The organism is Streptomyces capitiformicae, assembly GCF_002214185.1.
Lineage (GTDB): Bacteria > Actinomycetota > Actinomycetes > Streptomycetales > Streptomycetaceae > Streptomyces > Streptomyces capitiformicae.
The window spans coordinates 2,287,655-2,305,847 of sequence record NZ_CP022161.1 but is presented as its reverse complement, the minus strand read 5'-3'; the positions used below and the strand labels follow the sequence as shown (position 1 = coordinate 2,305,847).

Here is an 18,193-nt window from a genome sequence, read left to right as displayed (position 1 = left end):
AGCAAACTTCCAGCAGTGTCAGGCGGATGATTCCTGGCTACTGACCAACATGGCGAGGTAAAGCGATGCGCGAGTCGGTACAGGCAGAGGTCATGATGAGCTTCCTCGTGTCCGAGGAGCTCTCCTTCCGCATCCCGGTGGAGCTGCGTTATGAGACCTGTGATCCCTATGCCGTGCGGCTGACCTTCCACCTGCCCGGTGACGCTCCCGTGACCTGGGCGTTCGGCCGGGAGCTACTCATCGACGGCGTGGGACGGCCGTGCGGGGACGGGGACGTGCACATCGCCCCCGCCGACCCGGAGACGTTCGGTGAGGTCCTGATCCGGCTTCAGGTGGGCAGCGACCAGGCGCTGTTCCGGGTCGGCACGGCGCCGCTCGTGGCCTTCCTGGACCGCACGGACAAGCTCGTGCCGCTGGGGCAGGAGCGTTCCCTCGCCGACTTCGACACGCTGCTCGACGAGGCGCTGGACCGCATCCTGGCGGAGGAGCCGAGCGCGGGATGAGCCGTACGCCGCCGCGGTGCCGTAACGCTTCAGCGCTTGCGGCGGCGGCCCCTCCCGGCGCGCGCCGGAGCGGGCACCGACTCCGTCGTCGGGGTGCCCGGTCGGTCGGCGGAGACGACCAGGGCGGCCAGCGCGGTGGTCACCGGAACCGAGGCGACCAGACCGATCGAACCGACGAGCGTGCGCACGATCTCCTCGGCGACGAGTTCGCTGTTGGCGACCGTGCCCACGCTGCTCTGCGCGATCGAGAAGAGCAGCAGCAGCGGCAGCGCGGCACCCGCATAGGCCAGGACGAGGGTGTTGACCACCGACGCGATGTGGTCCCGGCCGATCCGGATGGCCGCGCGGTACAGCCCGCGCCAGCCCATCGACGGATTGGCCGCGTGCAGCTCCCAGACCGCCGACGTCTGGGTGACCGTCACATCGTCGAGCACACCGAGCGAACCGATGATGACGCCCGCGAGCAGCAGACCACTCATGTCGATGTCCGGGTACAGACCGTGGATCAGGCCGGTGTTGTCGTCCGTGTTGCCGGTCAGGTCGGCCCAGCCGATGAACCCCGAGCCCAGCAGGCCGATCAGTAGCAGCGAGATCAGCGTGCCGAGCACCGCGACCGAGGTACGGGCCGAGAGGCCGTGACACATATAGAGCGCGATCAGCATGATGGCGCTCGCTCCGACCACCGCCACCACCAGCGGGTTCGAGCCCTGGAGGATGGCTGGCAGGATGAAGAAGGTCAGCACCAGGAAGCTGATCGCCAGTGCGACCAGCGCCATGACCCCGCGCAGCCGGCCCACCACCACAACGGCGAGCGCGAAGATCCCGGCGAGCAGCGCCAACGGGAACCGCCGGTTCACATCGGTGACCGAGTACTGCAGGTCCTTGGGCGCGGCGGGTTCGTACGCGACCACGACCTCCTGGCCCTGCCGCAACTGCCGTGACTGGTCCGGCTGAACGATCTCCGTGAACGTACGGCCCTTGTCCTTGCCGGTGTCGACCCGGACCGTCGCCTTCTTGCAGGTGCCGTTCGCCTGCTGCTGGGCGGACGAGCCCTCGGCGGTGGACGTGTCGCCGGTCGGGGGGACACCCGAGGCGTTCACCGAGGAGCAGTCGACTTCTTCGATCTTGGTGACCGTGGCCGACTGCGTCTGCCGGTCGAAGCCCACCCCGGTGCGCTCGTGCCCTGGGGCACCTCCGGGCCAGAGCACGACCATACCCACGACGACCGCGGTCGCGAAGGGGATCAGCACCGCCGCGATGACCTTGCGCAGATGCTGCGAAACAGGGGCGGCAGGGCCATGGCCGTGACTGTGCGAGTGGCCGTGGCCACCCCCAGAGGGCGGGCCTTGGCCATGCCCGTCTCCGGGACCGCGGCCGCCGCCGTCCCGGTGCCCGTCTCTGGGGTCGTGGCCTCCGCCGCTGCCGTCCCAGTGGCTGTTTGCGGGGCCATGGCCACGGGGTGGCTCGGAGGGCGGAGGAGGGGGCTGCTGCATCGTGGTCACCGACCGATCATCGCAAGAACGGGCGGTGCCCACTGTTCACCGCGCCACATCTGACGCTAGCGTGGAGACACCTTTGCACACGCGGGAGCTCGGAGCACCGGGCTGAGAGGGCGCTGACGTCCGCATACGCGATGTTTCACGTGGAACATCGCCGGGCGGAAATCGCTGCGCCGACCGCTGAACCTGTTACCGGGTAATGCCGGCGTAGGGAGTAGGTCTCATGACCATCGAGGACACACGCACGCCTGCCTCCAACCAGACGGGCGGGACATCCGCCACGTCTCGGGGCGAAAGCCCTCAGGCCGAAGAGCCCCAGGAGGCCGGGAAGTCCATCGGCTGGCACAAGGCGTATGTCGAGGGCTCGCGCCCCGATCTGCGGGTGCCGGTTCGTCAGGTGCACCTCACCAACGGGCAGTCGGTCACCCTGTACGACACCTCCGGCCCGTACACCGATCCGACCGTCGAGACCGATGTCAGGAGGGGACTCGTCCCCCTCCGTGAGAACTGGATCATCGCCCGTGGCGACACCGAGGAGTACGCGGGCCGTCCAGTCCGCCCCGAAGACGACGGGATCAAGCACACCTCGCCGCGCGGCGGACTGCGCAACCTCGACGCGGTGTTCCCGGGGCGGCCGCGCCAGCCGCGCCGGAGCCGTGACGGCAGGGCGGTGACCCAGCTCGCGTATGCGCGACGAGGGGAGATCACCCCCGAGATGGAGTACGTGGCCGTACGGGAGAACGTCTCGCCGGAGGTCGTCCGCGAGGAGATCGCGGCGGGCAGGGCCGTACTGCCCGCCAACGTGAATCATCCGGAGATCGAGCCGATGATCATCGGTAAGCGGTTCCTGGTGAAGGTCAACGCCAACATCGGCAACTCCGCGGTCACTTCCTCCATCGAGGAGGAGGTCGAGAAGATGACCTGGGCGACCCGCTGGGGCGCCGACACGGTCATGGACCTGTCGACCGGGCGGAACATCCACACCACCCGTGAATGGGTGCTGCGCAACTCCCCCGTTCCCATCGGCACGGTGCCGCTGTACCAGGCGCTGGAGAAGGTCGACGGCAAGGCCGAGGAGCTGACCTGGGAGATCTACAAGGACACGGTCATCGAGCAGGCCGAGCAGGGCGTGGACTATATGACGGTCCACGCGGGCGTGCGCTTGGCGTACGTACCGCTGACCGCGAACCGCAAGACGGGCATCGTCTCCCGTGGTGGTTCGATCATGGCAGCCTGGTGTCTCGCACACCACAAGGAATCGTTCCTCTACGAGAACTTCGAGGAGCTGTGCGAGATCCTCGCCGCGTACGACGTCACATACTCGCTCGGCGACGGCCTGCGGCCCGGTTCCATCGCGGACGCCAATGACGAGGCGCAGTTCGCGGAGTTGCGCACCCTCGGGGAACTCAACCGGATCGCCAAGCGTTTCCACGTACAGACGATGATCGAGGGCCCGGGACATGTCCCGATGCACAAGATCAAGGAGAACATCGACCTTCAGCAGGAGATCTGTGATGAGGCTCCGTTCTATACGCTCGGCCCACTGACCACGGACGTCGCACCGGCGTATGACCACATCACCTCAGGCATCGGTGCCGCGATGATCGCGTGGTGGGGCACAGCGATGCTCTGCTACGTCACGCCCAAGGAGCACTTGGGACTGCCCAATCGTGACGACGTGAAGACCGGCGTCATCACATACAAGATCGCGGCCCATGCGGCGGACATCGCCAAGGGACACCCAGGCGCACAGGAGTGGGACGACGCGTTGTCGGACGCCCGCTTCGAGTTCCGCTGGGAGGACCAGTTCAACCTGGCCCTCGACCCGGACACCGCCCGCGACTTCCACGACGAGACCCTCCCGGCGGAGCCGGCCAAGACGGCCCACTTCTGCTCCATGTGCGGTCCCAAGTTCTGCTCGATGAAGATCTCCCAGGACATCCGTCGTGAACACGGCGGCTCCCGGGCCGAGATCGAGGCGGGCATGGCCCAGAAGTCGAAGGAGTTCGCTCAAGCGGGGAATCGGGTGTATCTGCCGATCGCGGACTGAGAGCCAGGGGCGGACGGCTGGGGGCGGCGGGCGCGGTTCGTCGTGGCCGTTGACTGTTCACGCAGAGGCGGTGCTCTCCCGGATGGCTGCCCGGGGAGCCCGCCGCCGCTCGGGCAGCGCCGTGGCTCGGCGGGCGTCCCATGCGCGCATCGAGCGGACGGGTCGGAGTGCGACCGCGTCGGCCCTCCGGACCGAGCTCCCGCCGGTCGGCCGCCGAGCCCGGAGGGTTCCGGGCGGCGGCTCGGTCCCGAGGACTCAGTCCGGCTGGTGCTCCGGGCCACCGAAGTCCGGGCTGGTGAAGTCCGGGCTGCTGAAGCTGGGGCGAGAGCCGGCGGGGCCGCTGCCCGGGCTGGTGAAGTTCGGGCGGTTGTAGCCGAGATGAGGCATACGGCTGGGCGGGGTCGGCCGATCCGGATCGCTCGGCGCTGCCACGCCCGGATTTTTGAGAGCGTCACGCAGAAACGGCAGAATGCCGCGCTCCAGGAGTGCCTCACGCCAGACCTCCTTGGCCCGGGCCACCTCTTCGCTCAACTCGCCGTGTGCTCCGCCGTCCACGGTCGTGGAGCCGTTGCGCAGGGCGGTGAGCAGGAGGCCGACCGCGGCCACCAGGATCGCGGCAGCCGTGACCGCGGCGAAGACCCATCCCGTGGTGAGAAGGGTCTGGGCTATCGCCCGATCGGGGTCGATCATCCTCATGATGTAACCCACGAGCAGGAAGAGCCCGGCGGCGGTACCGGCCAGGACGGGAGCGAGCACGGCGGCGACGGCGCCCGCACCGGCACCGGCCGTCGCACCGACCTCGCCCACGGCGGCCGCGAGTCCCACCTCGGTCCCGGCGGGATCGGCGGAACCGACCGCCGTGCCTTCGCGGGCGGGCGGGATGGACAGCGACGGGTTGCGCAGTTCGTCGCGGACCTTCACGTAGTACTCGTATTCGGTCGCCGCGGCCGCCGTGATGATGGCTGTGGCGCTGAGGGCCATGGTGCGCAGTTGTTCGAGGTTGAGCCGCTGCAGACCAGCGGCGAATTCCGGGCGGTGTGGTGCGGAGCGCAGCGCCTCGCCGAGGATCCGCTCGTATTCCTGACGGTCCTCACTGAGCAGGTGCTGCGGAACGCTGTTCATGTGCATCCCCCGATGCTCCGTAGGGCTTGTGGCTCGGCATGCTGACGAGCCGTCGGGCAGAAACGGAGGGGAGCCTGCTACGGATAAGCCGATGGTAGAGCGGTGACGGTAGGCGGTGACAGGGGGTTTGAAGAAATTGGCCCCTGGCCAGCGAAGTCTTCCGACGGGGGACGCCTGCCCGTTGACGCCTCAGCTATCCAGCGGAAGTTGCTGGACCAGCAGCTTTCCGGCCATGGTCACGCCGCCGTCCATGGCGACGGCCAGACCGTCCGCATATGTGTACGGCCCCTCGACCGAGGGTCCCGTCCCGTCCTCGCCGTCCTCCGAGCCGACCTCGCCCAGGAGGTACGGGATGGGGCTGTGACCGTGGACGATACGTGTGCCGCCGTAGGTGTCCAGCAGGGAGCGCACCGCGTCGGCGCCGCCCTCGTCGCGGAAGGAGAAGCGCCGGGTGAACTTGCGGAAGAGGTCCCAGACCTCGTCCGGGTCGTTGCGCGTGATCGTCTCGCGGACGGTGTCGTTGACCGCCTCGATGGAGTCGCCGTAGTCGCGGTAGGCGGTGGTGTCGGAGTGCACCAGGAGGTGGCCGTCGACCTCCTCCATGGCGTCGAGGCGGGCCATCCACTGGAGGTGATGGTCCTGGAGGCGGTCCATGTCGGTCTTCTGACCGCCGTTGAGCAGCCAGGCGGCCTGGAAGGTGGCGGTGCCCGCGCCGGAGTTGACGGGCGTGTCGCCGAACCGCTTGGCGCCGAGCAGCAGCAGTTCGTGGTTACCCATGAGGGCCTTGCAGTAGCCGCCGGCCGCGGCGGCCTCCGCGGACAGGCGCATCACCAGGTCGATGACGCCGATGCCGTCCGGGCCGCGGTCGGTGAAGTCGCCGAGGAACCACAGCCGGGCGGTTCCCGCCGACCAGTTGCCCTCCGCGTCGACGAGGCCCTTCTCCCGGAGCGCGGCGAGGAGCTCGTCCAGGTAGCCGTGGACGTCCCCGACGACGAACAGCGGGCCCGGCCTGGCGGTGGACGGCTCGGCCGCCACGGCCTCCGGGTCGATCGCGACCTGAAGTGTGTCACCCCGGTTGATCACCGGGAGGTCCCGCTGGGTCGGGGTGTAGCCCTCGGGGTAGCCTCCTGGCTCCTCGGCGGGCTTGGCGGTCCCGCCGGGACGCGTGGTGTGCTGCCCGTACGGACCGGCCTCGTGGACGTACGCGGGCACGCGGAAATCGCGCACCGTCGGCGTCCGCACCTCGGGTCCCTGACCGGCCCCCTGAGTCATCGACCCCTCCACCACCATCGCGCCGCATCTGCACCGCATCGGACTGCCTGGTCGCAGCGGCCCGCGGTGTCGTCCGCCCATCATAGGAATGCGGATCGCGCCATGTGATGACCCAGGGGTGGTGAAATGGCGCAGGACCCCAGTTCACCGCGGTTTTCTCCCGAATTGGGCGGGGCTCTCCCCGCCCTTTCCCCTTTCGGATCCTCGCTGAGGCGTCAACCCTCTTCGGGTGATCGCGGCGGACTGACCGTCGTACGCGGCGGACGCCGCTCGGACGAGCTCCGCACGATCAGCTCCGTCGGTATCACCTGCTCGACCGGTTGGTCCGATTCGACCCCCTCGATGGCGTCGATGAGGAGCTGGACCACGGCCGTGCCGATCCGGCGTGGCTTCAGCGAGAGCGTGGTGATCGGCGGCTCGGTGGTGGCGTACACGGCTGACTCGCTGCAGCAGACGAGCAGCAGGTCGTCCGGGACGCGCAGGCCGTACCGCCGGGCCGCGGCCAGCAGATCGGTGCCGTTCGGGTCGAAGAGGCCGTAGACCGCGTCCGGGCGGTCGGGCCGGGCGAGCAGCCGGTCGGCGGCGACGGCTCCCGCGCACGGATCGTGCGCGGGATAGGCCTCGTACACCGGATCCTGGCCCACGCGCTCGCACCAGCGCAGGTACGCGGTCGTCGAGAGGTGGGTGTACGTGTCGGTCGTCGTGCCCGTGAGGAGTCCGATCCGGCGGGCGCCCGCGTCGGCCAAGTGGTCGAGGATGCCGAGGACCGCGGCCTCGTGGTCGTTGTCGACCCACGCGGTGACCGGCAGCGAGCCGGCCGGGCGGCCGTCGGAGACCACCGGTAATCCCTGACGGACCAGCTCGCTGACGACCGGGTCCTGGTCGGACGGGTCGATGACCACGGTTCCGTCCAGGGCGACGTTCGACCACACGTCGTGGCGCGAGGTCGCGGGAAGGATGACCAGGGCATAGCCCCGGGCGAGCGCGGCCGAGGTGGCGGCCCGCGCCATTTCCGCGAAGTACGCGAACTCGGTGAAGGTGAAAGGTTCATCCCCATACGTGGTCACCGTCAGGCCGATGAGGCCGGACTTGCCCGTCCTGAGGGTTCGGGCCGCCGCCGAGGGGCGGTAGCCAAGTCGGTCGGCGACCTCGCGTACATGGCGTCGGGTGGCGTCCGGGAGCCGGCCCTTGCCGTTGAGGGCGTCGGAAACGGTCGTGATGGAGACCCCGGCGGCGGCGGCCACGTCTCGAATGCCCGCCCGGCCCGACCGGCTGCCTCGGCGGGGAGTATCCGCCCGGCTCACCTGGTGCTTCCCTGCTGCTGTCATGGCGAGCCGATAGTAGGGCTCATGCGGTGGGGTAGTGCGGACGCATATGCACTCGTTGACAGGCACGTTTCTGCAAGGTCACAACGGGTCAATCTCCTTGAAATTCAAGGGAGTTGAACGATCCAATGTTAGTACGTTACTTGTCGACGCGTATGGGCCTGCCAAGTAGCTCATGTTTCGAAGAGGTCTCAACTCACCTGCACGGGTGATGCGCGCTACGGCGTGAGCCACCGGCGCGTGCGCTCGTGAGAGGCGCGCCCCCCGATTCGTACACCTCCGGGAGCTGATGCCCGTGCGGCCGGTGCGACCGGAGAGGCGCGGACGCGGTGTGGACGTGGTTGTCCACAGGCCATTCGCAGGCGCGCCGAATCCTCATAAAGTGAGAAGCATTACGTCGACGAGGAGGACTGCGGTGAGCGAGACGAGCCCCAAGCTGCGAGCCGAGCTGGAGGGTATCCCCACCTACAAGCCCGGCAAGCCGGCCGCGGCGGGTGGTCCGGTGGCGTACAAGCTGTCCTCCAACGAGAACCCCTACCCGCCACTGCCCGGTGTGCTGGAGGGTGTGACCGCGGCGGCCACGTCCTTCAACCGGTACCCGGACATGGCCTGCACGGGGCTGATGAGCGAGCTGTCGGACCGCTTCGGGGTGCCGGTCACGGACCTGGCCACGGGCACCGGCTCCGTCGGCGTAGCCCAGCAGCTGCTGCAGGCCACTTCGGGTCCTGGTGACGAGGTGATCTACGCCTGGAGGTCGTTCGAGGCATACCCGATCATCACGCAGATCAGCGGGGCCACGTCCGTTCAGGTGCCACTCACTCCTGGCGATGTGCACGACCTGGACGCGATGGCGGACGCGATCACCGACCGGACCCGGCTGATTTTCGTCTGCAACCCCAACAATCCGACGGGTACGGCGGTCCGCCGGGCTGAGCTGGAGCGGTTCCTCGACCGGGTGCCCGGTGATGTGCTGGTGGTGCTGGACGAGGCGTACCGCGAGTTCGTGCGGGATGTCGAGGTTCCGGACGGTGTCGAGTTCTACCGCGAGCGGCCGAACGTCTGTGTGCTGCGTACCTTCTCCAAGGCGTACGGTCTCGCCGGGCTCCGTGTAGGCTTCGCGATCGCTCACGAGCCGGTGGCGGCCGCCCTGCGCAAGACGGCCGTGCCGTTCGGTGTGAGCCAGCTCGGCCAGGACGCGGCGGTCGCCTCCCTGCGTGCCGAGGACGAACTCCTCGGGCGCGTGGGCGCGCTGGTCTGCGAGCGGAACCGGGTAGTCGAGGCGCTGCGCGCCCAGGGCTGGACGGTGCCCGAGACTCAGGCGAACTTCGTGTGGCTGCGGCTGGGGGAGCGCACGGTCGACTTCGCCGCCGTGTGCGAGCAGGCCGGGGTCGTCGTACGGCCGTTCCCGGGCGAGGGCGTGCGGGTGACGATCGGGGAGACCGAGGCGAACGACATCTTCCTCAAGGTCACGGAGAGCTTCCGCAAGGAGCTCTAGCTGTATGAGGGCTCGACGTTGGTGACGCTCTCTCGGAGGCGTGCTGCTGGCGGCTTTCCGGCGGCAGCACTATGCGGCCGGTGGTAGTTGTAGTGGATGTTCCACACTGTGATCGCGGCTGACCGGGCGTCCTCGCTGGTGAACTCGCGGGCGTAGAGGACTTCCTCGGCCATGATGCGCTGGTAGCGCTCCACCTTCCCGTTGTGCCGAGGTGTGTATGGCTTGGTTCTCTGATGCCGGGTGCCTTGCCCGACGATGCGGGCGAAGTCGCCGGAGCGGTAGCAAGCGCCATTGTCGGTGACGACCCGGTGGATGTGGTTGATGCCGTGGGCGGCGAACCAGACCTTCGCCCGGGCGAGGAAAGCAGCAGCCGTCGCGCCCTTCTCATCGCCCAGCGGTTCTGTGTAGGCGAGCCGTGAGAAACCATCGACGACGGAGTGCAGGTAGACGTAGCCACGCTTCGCCCCGGCCGACTTCGCCCGACTGGCGACCTTGGCCTGATCGCTGTCCCGGCCGTGGATCCGCCACCCGCCGCCATCAGGGATCCGGCCGACCTTCTTCACATCCAGGTGCACCAGGTGTCCGGGCCAGCGGGCGATGATCTTCCCCGGCTTCCGGTTGTTCTCACCGCCTGGGTCGATGAAGCGGCGTTCGCCGAGGCCGAGCCGGGTCAGGTGTCGGCTGACAGTTCGCCGGTTGATCACAAAACCGATACTCACAAGTTCGTCGGTGATCCGTTGCGCGGACCACTTGTGCTCGCGGCGCCAGGACTCGATCTGCTCGATGACCCATGCTGGAGTCGCGTTCGGACTCCGGTGCGGACTCGACGGCCGGTCTTGCAATCCCGCATCACCGTGTAGCCGCCAGCGATTTACCCACTTGCTGGCACATGCGCGAGAGATGCCCATCTCAGCGGCGACGTGGGCGATGGGACGTGTCCGGCACCGCTTCACGAGCCGCCTACGGCCCTCGACGCTCAGGGGCGCATTCGCGTGGGGCACTCGTCGTCCTCTCGAAGTCAGACGACGGCAGGCGCGACACCTATCGTGCGCGCCTGCCGCATTTCGGCCTTTTCAGTCCTGCGGTGCGACGCGGATACGGTTCCCGTCAGGATCGGCTGCGAGGAAGGTCAGCCCGAACCCCGCATCATGAGGCTCGCGCAGGATCGTGACCCCCTTTGACTTCCACTGCTCAAAGATCGCGTTGAGCTCGTCGGGTCCACCGTCGATGGCCAGGCACACCTCACTGGTGCGCGGGACGTCCGGTGACAGATCCTCGAACTGGCCAGACCACACACCGAGGTCAGCGCCTGGCCCGAGGTCGAAGGTGATGTATCCCGAAGTCTCGAACGAGGGGCTCATGCCGAGGAGGTCGCCGTAGAAACGAGCTGCGGCGGGAGCGTCGTTCACGTAGACGATGGACACGACGGATGTGGTCATGGCTGTTCCTTCTCACAGGTCGTAGGTACGCATCCACCAACCTGACCGGGATATGCGCCGCATCGTGTCGCAATTCCTGAAAAAATTGGTGTGTGACCCCAGATCGCTTCTTCACCCTGATGCTGCTCCTCAAATCGAGGGATGCCGTGACCACACAGGAACTTGCCGCAGCGCTCGGGGTGTCCCTTCGAACCATCACGCGAGACCTGAACTGGCTCCGCGACGCCGGTCTGCCGGTGACCGCACACCGGGGCCGCCTCGGAGGCGTGACCATGCTGCCCGGGTCCGGGCTCGACCTCACGCGACTCACACCGGGCGAGCGTGATCATCTGTCGCTCACTGGGCTGGATGAGAAGCAACGTGCGGAGCTCAACGCATCGGCCGAAAGCCAGCGCGCGCTCTCCAAGATCGCCGCTATACAGCCGCGTCGAGTTCATGAGCTCTTGCCGCTCACCGACGTAGTGCACGTGGACAGCCGTCCCTGGCGTCAGGCACGAGCTTCCGACACGACTCCGGCTTCGCTGATCGGCGCAGTGCGGCGAGGACGCCGGCTACGGATCGAGTACGACAGCCCATGCGAGTCATGCCCACGCGACCTGGTCGTGGATCCCTACGGGCTGTTCGCCAAGGCCGGCATCTGGTACCTCGTCGCCGACTGTGCCCGAGTGCCACGGATGTACCGACTCGAACGGATCACGACGTGGAAAGAAGTCGACCAGCCACGACGGATCCGCGAGAGCCAGACCCTGGCCACCGTCGCCGCCGCGCTCATTGATCAGTGGGAGCACAACCACGCGATAGAGGTCAGCGCCACCATCGACCAGACCCAGATCGAGCGAGCGCAACGGATCTTTGGCCTACGACTCGTCCCGGACGACCATGAAGAATCCGCCACTGGCCGCAAGGTAACGATCCGCTTCCTGCATCTGGAGGACGTGCGAGCACTACTGCCGTTCGGGAGCGCCATCACTGTGCACGGCCCCACCGAAGCCAGGGCTCACCTCCGCGACCTCGCCACCAATCTTGCCCACCACTATGCGCCGTCACCAACGTCCTGACCCGCAACATCTAGCCTCGGCGGTCAAGGGGCCCGGGTTGTCCGGGCCCCTTCTTGCGTTCGCACCGCAAGGCATCGGGGCTGACGTGCGCTTTCACGCCATGGGCCGAGCGGTCCATGCTCAGGGACCCCCGCCCGTCGAGGCTCGAACGGCTATGCGTCATAATTGCTTGTGAATGTGAACGCGTTCACAAGCGCGTCCCGGTTGCCCTGTGATGTACGTGACAAGCGGGGCAAACTGCCGCAGTGCCACGGCATGTAAGGAGAAGACGTGGACTTCGCTCTGGCGCCGGAGACTCTGGCGCGATGGCAGTTCGGCATCACGACCGTCTACCACTTCCTCTTCGTCCCCCTCACGATCTCGCTCGCCGCACTCACCGCGGGCCTGCAGACCGCGTGGGTGCGCTCGGGGAAGGAGAAGTACCTCAAGGCCACCAAGTTCTGGGGCAAGCTCTTCCTGATCAACATCGCGATGGGTGTCGTCACCGGCATCGTGCAGGAGTTCCAGTTCGGCATGAACTGGTCCGACTACTCGCGCTTCGTCGGCGACGTCTTCGGAGCCCCGCTCGCCTTCGAGGCGCTGATCGCCTTCTTCTTCGAGTCCACCTTCATCGGGCTGTGGATCTTCGGCTGGGACAAGCTGCCGCAGAAGATCCATCTCGCCTGCATCTGGATGGTGTCCATCGGCACGATCCTGTCGGCGTACTTCATCCTTGCGGCCAACTCGTGGATGCAGCACCCCGTCGGCTACCGGATCAACGAGGCCAAGGGCCGGGCCGAGCTCACCGACTTCTGGCTCGTCCTGACCCAGAACACCGCGCTCACTCAGGTCTTCCACACCCTCACCGCCGCCTTTCTCACCGGCGGTGCCTTCATGGTCGGTATCGCCGCCTTCCACCTGGCCCGCAAGAAGCATGTACAGGTGATGAAGACCTCGCTGCGGCTCGGCCTGGTCACCGTGGTCATAGCCGGCCTGCTCACCGCGATCAGCGGCGATCTGCTCGGCAAGGTCATGTTCAAGCAGCAGCCCATGAAGATGGCCGCCGCCGAGGCGCTGTGGGACGGTGAGGCGCCCGCGCCCTTCTCCGTCTTCGCTTACGGCGACGTCGACAGGGGCCACAACAAGGTTGCCATTGAGATCCCCGGCCTGCTGTCCTTCCTCGCCAACGACGACTTCAGCTCGCACGTTCCCGGCATCAACGACGTCAACAAGGCCGAGCAGGAGAAGTACGGGCCCGGCGACTACCGGCCCAACATCCCCGTCGCCTACTGGGGTTTCCGCTGGATGATCGGCTTCGGCATGGCGTCCTTCGCCATCGGCCTGATCGGGCTCTGGCTCACCCGCAAGAAGTTCATGCTGCCGCAGCACCTCCGGGTGGGCGACGACGAGGTGCCGCATCTGGTGCTGCTGCCGGGCAAGGCTCTCGGCCCGACCCTCACCAAGTGGTACTGGCGCATCGCGTTCCTGACGCTGGGCTTCCCGCTCATCGCCAGCTCGTGGGGCTGGATCTTCACCGAGATGGGACGCCAGCCGTGGGTCGTCTACGGCGTCCTGCGTACCGAAGACGCGGTCTCCCCCGGCGTCTCTCAGGGCGAGGTCATCACCTCCATGATCGTCTTCACCACGCTGTACGCCGTCCTCGCCGTCGTCGAGGTCAAGCTGCTCGTGAAGTACGTCAAGGCGGGACCGCCGGAGCTGACGGAGGCCGACCTCCACCCGCCCACGAAGATCGGCGGCGACTCCCGTGACGCCGACAAGCCGATGGCCTTCTCGTACTAGGCCGCACCGGGCCAAGGGAGCACAGTCATGGAACTTCACGACGTCTGGTTCGTCCTCATCGCCGTCCTCTGGATCGGCTACTTCTTCCTGGAGGGCTTCGACTTCGGAGTCGGTGTCCTCACCAAGCTGCTGGCCCGGAACCGTCCGGAGAAGCGGGTCCTCATCAACACCATCGGGCCCGTCTGGGACGGCAACGAGGTGTGGCTGCTGTCGGCGGGCGGCGCGACCTTCGCCGCCTTCCCCGAGTGGTACGCCACGCTCTTCTCTGGCTTCTATCTGCCGCTGCTGCTCATCCTGGTCTGCCTGATCGTCCGCGGTGTCGCCTTTGAGTACCGGGCGAAGCGGCCCGAGGAGAACTGGCAGCGCAACTGGGAGACGGCGATCTTCTGGACCTCGCTGCTCCCCGCGTTCCTGTGGGGTGTGGCCTTCGCCAACATCGTGCGCGGGGTGAAGATCGACCGCGATTTCGAGTACGTGGGCAACGTCGGGGACCTGCTCAACCCGTATGCCCTGTTGGGCGGTCTGGTCACGCTGTCGCTCTTCACCTTCCACGGGACGGTGTTCGTCGGGCTCAAGACCGTCGGGGACATCCGGGAGCGGGCGCGGATGCTGGCTCTTCAGGTCGGGCTGGTGACGGCTGGGCTGGCGCTGCTCTTCCTCGCCTGGACCCAGATCGAGAAGGGTGATGGCATCTCGCTGGTGGCGGCGGGTGTGGCGGTCGCCGCGCTGGTGGCCGCGCTCGCGGCGGTCCAGGCGGGACGTGAGGGGTGGGCGTTCGCGCTGTCGGGGGTCACCATCGTGGCTGCTGTGGCGATGCTCTTCCTGACGCTCTTCCCGAATGTCATGCCGTCCTCGTTGAACGAGGAGTGGAGCCTCACGGTCACCAACGCCTCGTCGAGTCCGTACACCCTGAAGATCATGACGTGGTGTGCGGCGATCGCCACCCCGGTCGTGATGCTCTACCAGGGGTGGACGTACTGGGTGTTCCGCAAGCGGATCGGTACGCAGCACATCGCCGAGCCGGCGCACTGAGTCCAGCAGGGAGGTGTGTTTGGCGATGTTTCACGTGCAACACACCTCCCGGACCGAAGGGGCATGTTTCACGTGAAACATGCTGCCGAGAAGAGGGTGTTTCACGTGAAACCGATCGACCCGCGACTGCTGCGGTACGCCCGTGCCACCCGCCTCTTCCTGGTGGCAGTGGTCAGCCTGGGCGCTGTCGGGGCGGTACTGGTCATCGCACAGGCGATGCTCATCGCCGAGGTGGTGGTCGGTGCCTTTCAGCAGGGGATGTCGGTCGCCGAACTACGAACTCCCCTACTGCTGTTGGTGGCCGTTGCGGGCGGCCGTGCGCTGGTCTCCTGGCTGACCGAGCTGGCCGCTCATCGCGCGAGCGCGGCTGTGAAATCGGAGCTGCGGGGCCGGTTGCTGGAACGGGCCGCCGCGCTGGGCCCCGGCTGGCTGAGCGGACAGCGCACGGGTTCGCTGGTCGCCCTCGCCAGCCGGGGCGTCGACGCGCTCGACGACTACTTCTCGCGCTATCTGCCCCAGTTGGGTCTCGCGGTCGTCGTGCCGGTGGCGGTGCTCGCGCGGATCGTCACCGAGGACTGGGTGTCGGCGGCGATCATCGTCGGCACGCTGCCGCTGATCCCGGTCTTCATGGTGCTTATCGGCTGGGCCACGCGATCGCAGATGGATCGTCAGTGGCGGCTGCTGTCCCGGTTGTCAGGGCACTTCCTGGACGTCGTCGCCGGGCTGCCGACACTCAAGGTGTTCGGTCGGGCCAAGTCGCAGGCCGAGTCGATCAAGCGGATCACCGGGGAGTACCGGCAGGCGACGATGCGGACGCTGCGGATCGCGTTCCTGTCGTCCTTCGCACTGGAGCTGCTCGCGACGATCTCGGTCGCGTTGGTCGCGGTCACCATTGGAATGCGTCTCGTGCACGGCGAGATGGACCTCTACATCGGGTTGGTCATCCTCGTCCTCGCCCCTGAGGCGTATCTGCCGCTCCGGCAGGTGGGCGCCCAGTTCCACGCTGCCGCCGAGGGGCTCGCGGCGGCCGAGGAGATCTTCGAGGTACTCCAGACGCCGGTGCCGAAGTCCGGGACCGCCCCCGTTCCGTCTTCCGCCGACATCCGCTTCGAAGGGGTGACCGTTCGGTATCCGGGGCGGTCGTACGACGCCGTCTCGGACGTGTCCTTCACCGTGGCTCCCGGGGAGACGGTGGCCCTCGTCGGGCCGAGCGGTGTGGGCAAGTCGACGTTGCTGAACGTCCTGCTGGGGTTCACTGAGGCCACCGAGGGCCGGGTGTCGGTCGGGGGAGCCGATCTGGTTTCGCTGGATCTGACGGAGTGGCGTTCGCGCGTGGCCTGGGTGCCGCAGCGGTCGCACCTGTATGCCGGGTCGATCGCCGAGAACGTAAGGCTGGCCCGTCCGGAGGCGGATGACGCGGCGGTACGGCGGGCGCTCGCCGACGCGGGGGCGCTGGAGTTCGTGGACGCCCTGCCCGCCGGGGCCGACACGGTGCTCGGCGAGGACGGTGCCGGTCTCTCCGCCGGACAGCGGCAACGGCTCGCCCTCGCCCGGGCGTTCCTCGCCGACCGGCCCGTACTGCTCCTCGACGAGCCGACGGCCTCGCTGGACGGGCAGACCGAGGCGGAGGTCGTGGCGGCGGTACGGCGGCTGGCGGTGGGCCGGACCGTGCTGCTGGTGGTGCACCGGCCGGCGCTGCTGGGGGTCGCTGATCGGGTGGTGCGACTGGAGGCTTCCGCGGAGCCCGTTGCGGTGTCCGGGACCCGGCGTGTCGAGTCGGCGGCGATGAGCCGCCCCGCCGACCGGGAAACCGTGCGTGTCCAGGAGCAGGACCTGGTCCCGGACACGCGTGGGAGTGTGCTGGGCCGGGTTCGCCGCATGGCCGGCCCTCGGCGGGGTCGTCTCGCGCTCGCTCTGCTGCTCGGCAGCCTTGCCCTGGGCAGTGCCGTCGGGCTGATGGCGACGTCCGGGTGGCTGATCTCGCGGGCCTCGCAGCAGCCTCCGGTGCTGTATCTGATGGTCGCCGTGACGGCCACGCGGGCGTTCGGTATCGGGCGGGCGGTGTTCCGGTACGCGGAGCGCCTGGTGTCGCACGACACGGTGCTGCGGATGCTGGCCGACACAAGGGTGGCCGTCTATCGGCGGCTGGAGCGGCTGGCGCCCGCGGGGCTGCGGACCAGCCGGCGGGGCGATCTGCTCTCGCGGCTGGTCGCCGACGTGGACGCCCTGCAGGACTACTGGGTGCGCTGGCTGCTCCCCACCGGAGCCGCGGTGGTCGTGTCCGCCGCCTCCGTCGGGTTCACCACCTGGCTGCTGTCCGAGGCCGGGGTCGCACTCGCTGTGGGGCTGCTCGCCGCCGGGGCGGGCGTGCCGCTGGTGACCGGGGCCGTGGCCCGGCGGGCAGAGCACCGGTTGGCGCCGGCCCGTGGCGTGCTGGCCACCCGGGTGGCCGACCTGCTCACCGGCACCGCGGAGTTGACGGTCGCCGGTGCTCTGCCCGCTCGTACCGCCGAGGCGCGGCGGGCCGACCGGGTGCTCACCCGGATCGCCTCCCGGGCCGCCACCGCCACCGCGCTCGGCAACGGACTCACCGCGCTCCTCTCCGGGCTCACCGTCGCGGCCACGGCTCTGCTGGGCGCACAGGCGGTTGTGGACGGGCGGCTGAGCGGTGTGGCCATGGCCGTCGTCGTGCTCACCCCGCTGGCCGCGTTCGAGGCCGTACTGGGGCTGCCGCTCGCCGTCCAGTTCCGCCAGCGGGTGCGCAGGAGCGCGGAGCGCGTGTACGAGGTGCTGGATGCCCCCGACCCCGTACGCGAACCGGAGGAGCCGGCCGAGGCGCCGGTGTCGCCGTTCCCGCTGCGGCTCGCACGGCTCGGCACCCGGTACGCGGGGCAGGAGCGGGACGCGATCGCCGGACTGGACCTCACCCTCGAACAGGGGCGCAGGATCGCCGTGGTCGGTGTCTCGGGGGCGGGCAAGACGACGCTCGCGCAGGTGCTGCTGCGCTTCCTGGACGCGCGTGAGGGGACGTACACCCTGGGCGGTGTGGACGCCTACGCGCTCGACGGTGACGACGTACGGCGATTCGTCGGGCTGTGTGCCCAGGACGCGCACCTCTTCGACAGTTCCGTGCGGGAGAACCTTCTGCTGGCCCGGAAGGACGCCACGGAGGCGGAACTTCGTGACGCGCTCGCGCGAGCGCGGCTGCAGGACTGGGTCGACGAACTGCCCGACGGGCTGGACACGTTGATAGGCGAACACGGGGCGCGGCTGTCCGGCGGCCAACGTCAGCGGCTCGCCCTCGCCCGCGCGCTGCTGGCCGACTTCCCGGTCCTCGTCCTCGACGAGCCCGCGGAACACCTCGACCTGCCCACCGCCGACGCGCTCACCGCGGATCTGCTGGCCGCGACCGAGGGCCGTACGACCCTGCTGATCACCCACCGGCTGGCCGGACTGGAGGCCGTGGACGAGGTCGTCGTACTGGCGGAGGGGCGGATCGCGCAGCGCGGGACGTTCGAGGAACTGGCCGCCGTCGACGGCCCGTTGCGGACGATGGTCGAGCGGGAGGCGGCGGGGGAGCTGCTGGCACGGGTTTGAGCGCCGGGTTTCCGGGTGGATC

The 18,193-nt window shown here is 68.3% G+C and carries 13 protein-coding genes; 7 read left to right on the top strand and 6 right to left on the bottom strand.

What is annotated here, in order from left to right:
• Positions 1–65 precede the first annotated feature (65 nt).
• The gene (locus tag CES90_RS10120) at positions 66–503 is read left to right on the top strand and encodes an SsgA family sporulation/cell division regulator (protein WP_189780914.1); all 438 of its coding nucleotides are present in this window, start codon (positions 66–68) and stop codon (positions 501–503) included.
• A gap of 29 nt (positions 504–532) precedes the next feature.
• Here the strand turns inward: CES90_RS10120 and CES90_RS10115 are convergent, their stop codons facing one another.
• Positions 533–2,005, bottom strand: coding sequence for a YibE/F family protein (locus CES90_RS10115; protein WP_189780915.1), 1,473 nt, complete (start codon positions 2,003–2,005; stop codon positions 533–535).
• A gap of 220 nt (positions 2,006–2,225) precedes the next feature.
• Between CES90_RS10115 and thiC the strand changes: the two genes are divergently transcribed.
• Positions 2,226–4,052 (top strand): phosphomethylpyrimidine synthase ThiC, encoded by a 1,827-nt coding sequence (gene thiC / locus CES90_RS10110; protein ID WP_229913587.1) that lies wholly within the window; start codon positions 2,226–2,228, stop codon positions 4,050–4,052.
• Positions 4,053–4,307: 255 nt separating this feature from the next.
• Here the strand turns inward: thiC and CES90_RS10105 are convergent, their stop codons facing one another.
• From CES90_RS10105 to CES90_RS10095, 3 genes are all read right to left on the bottom strand, one after another.
• Positions 4,308–5,180: a hypothetical protein gene (locus tag CES90_RS10105; RefSeq protein ID WP_189780916.1), complete on the bottom strand. Its 873-nt coding sequence runs from the start codon at positions 5,178–5,180 to the stop codon at positions 4,308–4,310.
• Between the two features lie 183 nt (positions 5,181–5,363).
• On the bottom strand, positions 5,364–6,461 hold the full coding sequence (locus CES90_RS10100) for a metallophosphoesterase (RefSeq protein WP_268257008.1): 1,098 nt from the start codon (positions 6,459–6,461) through the stop codon (positions 5,364–5,366).
• Between the two features lie 200 nt (positions 6,462–6,661).
• Positions 6,662–7,774, bottom strand: a complete 1,113-nt coding sequence (locus tag CES90_RS10095; RefSeq protein ID WP_189780918.1) for a LacI family DNA-binding transcriptional regulator — start codon at positions 7,772–7,774, stop codon at positions 6,662–6,664.
• 412 nt (positions 7,775–8,186) lie between these two features.
• Between CES90_RS10095 and hisC the strand changes: the two genes are divergently transcribed.
• Positions 8,187–9,266 carry a histidinol-phosphate transaminase gene (gene hisC, locus CES90_RS10090; protein WP_208921413.1) on the top strand — a complete coding sequence of 360 codons (1,080 nt, stop codon included), beginning with the start codon at positions 8,187–8,189 and terminating at the stop codon, positions 9,264–9,266.
• Here hisC and CES90_RS10085 read toward each other — a convergent pair.
• Complete coding sequence (locus CES90_RS10085; protein WP_189780920.1) at positions 9,263–10,267, bottom strand: IS481 family transposase; 1,005 nt, start codon at positions 10,265–10,267, stop codon at positions 9,263–9,265. The two genes, hisC and CES90_RS10085, sit on opposite strands and share 4 nt — an antisense overlap.
• A gap of 72 nt (positions 10,268–10,339) precedes the next feature.
• A complete protein-coding gene (locus CES90_RS10080) occupies positions 10,340–10,705 on the bottom strand; it encodes a VOC family protein (RefSeq protein WP_189780921.1) in 366 nt (121 codons plus the stop codon).
• A 92-nt stretch (positions 10,706–10,797) separates the two neighbouring features.
• Between CES90_RS10080 and CES90_RS10075 the strand changes: the two genes are divergently transcribed.
• The 4 genes from CES90_RS10075 (at position 10,798) to cydD (ending at position 18,171) form a co-directional block, all read left to right on the top strand.
• Entirely contained in the window at positions 10,798–11,763 is a 966-nt protein-coding gene (locus tag CES90_RS10075) for a helix-turn-helix transcriptional regulator (protein WP_189780922.1), read from the top strand.
• Between the two features lie 270 nt (positions 11,764–12,033).
• On the top strand, positions 12,034–13,542 hold the full coding sequence (locus tag CES90_RS10070; RefSeq protein ID WP_189780923.1) for a cytochrome ubiquinol oxidase subunit I: 1,509 nt from the start codon (positions 12,034–12,036) through the stop codon (positions 13,540–13,542).
• Between the two features lie 27 nt (positions 13,543–13,569).
• Positions 13,570–14,574, top strand: coding sequence for a cytochrome d ubiquinol oxidase subunit II (gene cydB, locus CES90_RS10065; RefSeq protein WP_189780924.1), 1,005 nt, complete (start codon positions 13,570–13,572; stop codon positions 14,572–14,574).
• A 96-nt stretch (positions 14,575–14,670) separates the two neighbouring features.
• Positions 14,671–18,171, top strand: a complete 3,501-nt coding sequence (gene cydD, locus CES90_RS10060; protein ID WP_189781101.1) for a thiol reductant ABC exporter subunit CydD — start codon at positions 14,671–14,673, stop codon at positions 18,169–18,171.
• Positions 18,172–18,193: the final 22 nt, after the last annotated feature.

Coding starts and splice junctions, on each gene's coding strand:
- CES90_RS10080 (WP_189780921.1), bottom strand. CDS start 10,705: ATGACCACATCCGTCGTGTCCATCGTCTACGTGAACGACGCTCCCGCC.
- thiC (WP_229913587.1), top strand. CDS start 2,226: ATGACCATCGAGGACACACGCACGCCTGCCTCCAACCAGACGGGCGGG.
- CES90_RS10120 (WP_189780914.1), top strand. CDS start 66: ATGCGCGAGTCGGTACAGGCAGAGGTCATGATGAGCTTCCTCGTGTCC.
- CES90_RS10105 (WP_189780916.1), bottom strand. CDS start 5,180: ATGCACATGAACAGCGTTCCGCAGCACCTGCTCAGTGAGGACCGTCAG.
- cydB (WP_189780924.1), top strand. CDS start 13,570: ATGGAACTTCACGACGTCTGGTTCGTCCTCATCGCCGTCCTCTGGATC.
- CES90_RS10095 (WP_189780918.1), bottom strand. CDS start 7,774: ATGACAGCAGCAGGGAAGCACCAGGTGAGCCGGGCGGATACTCCCCGC.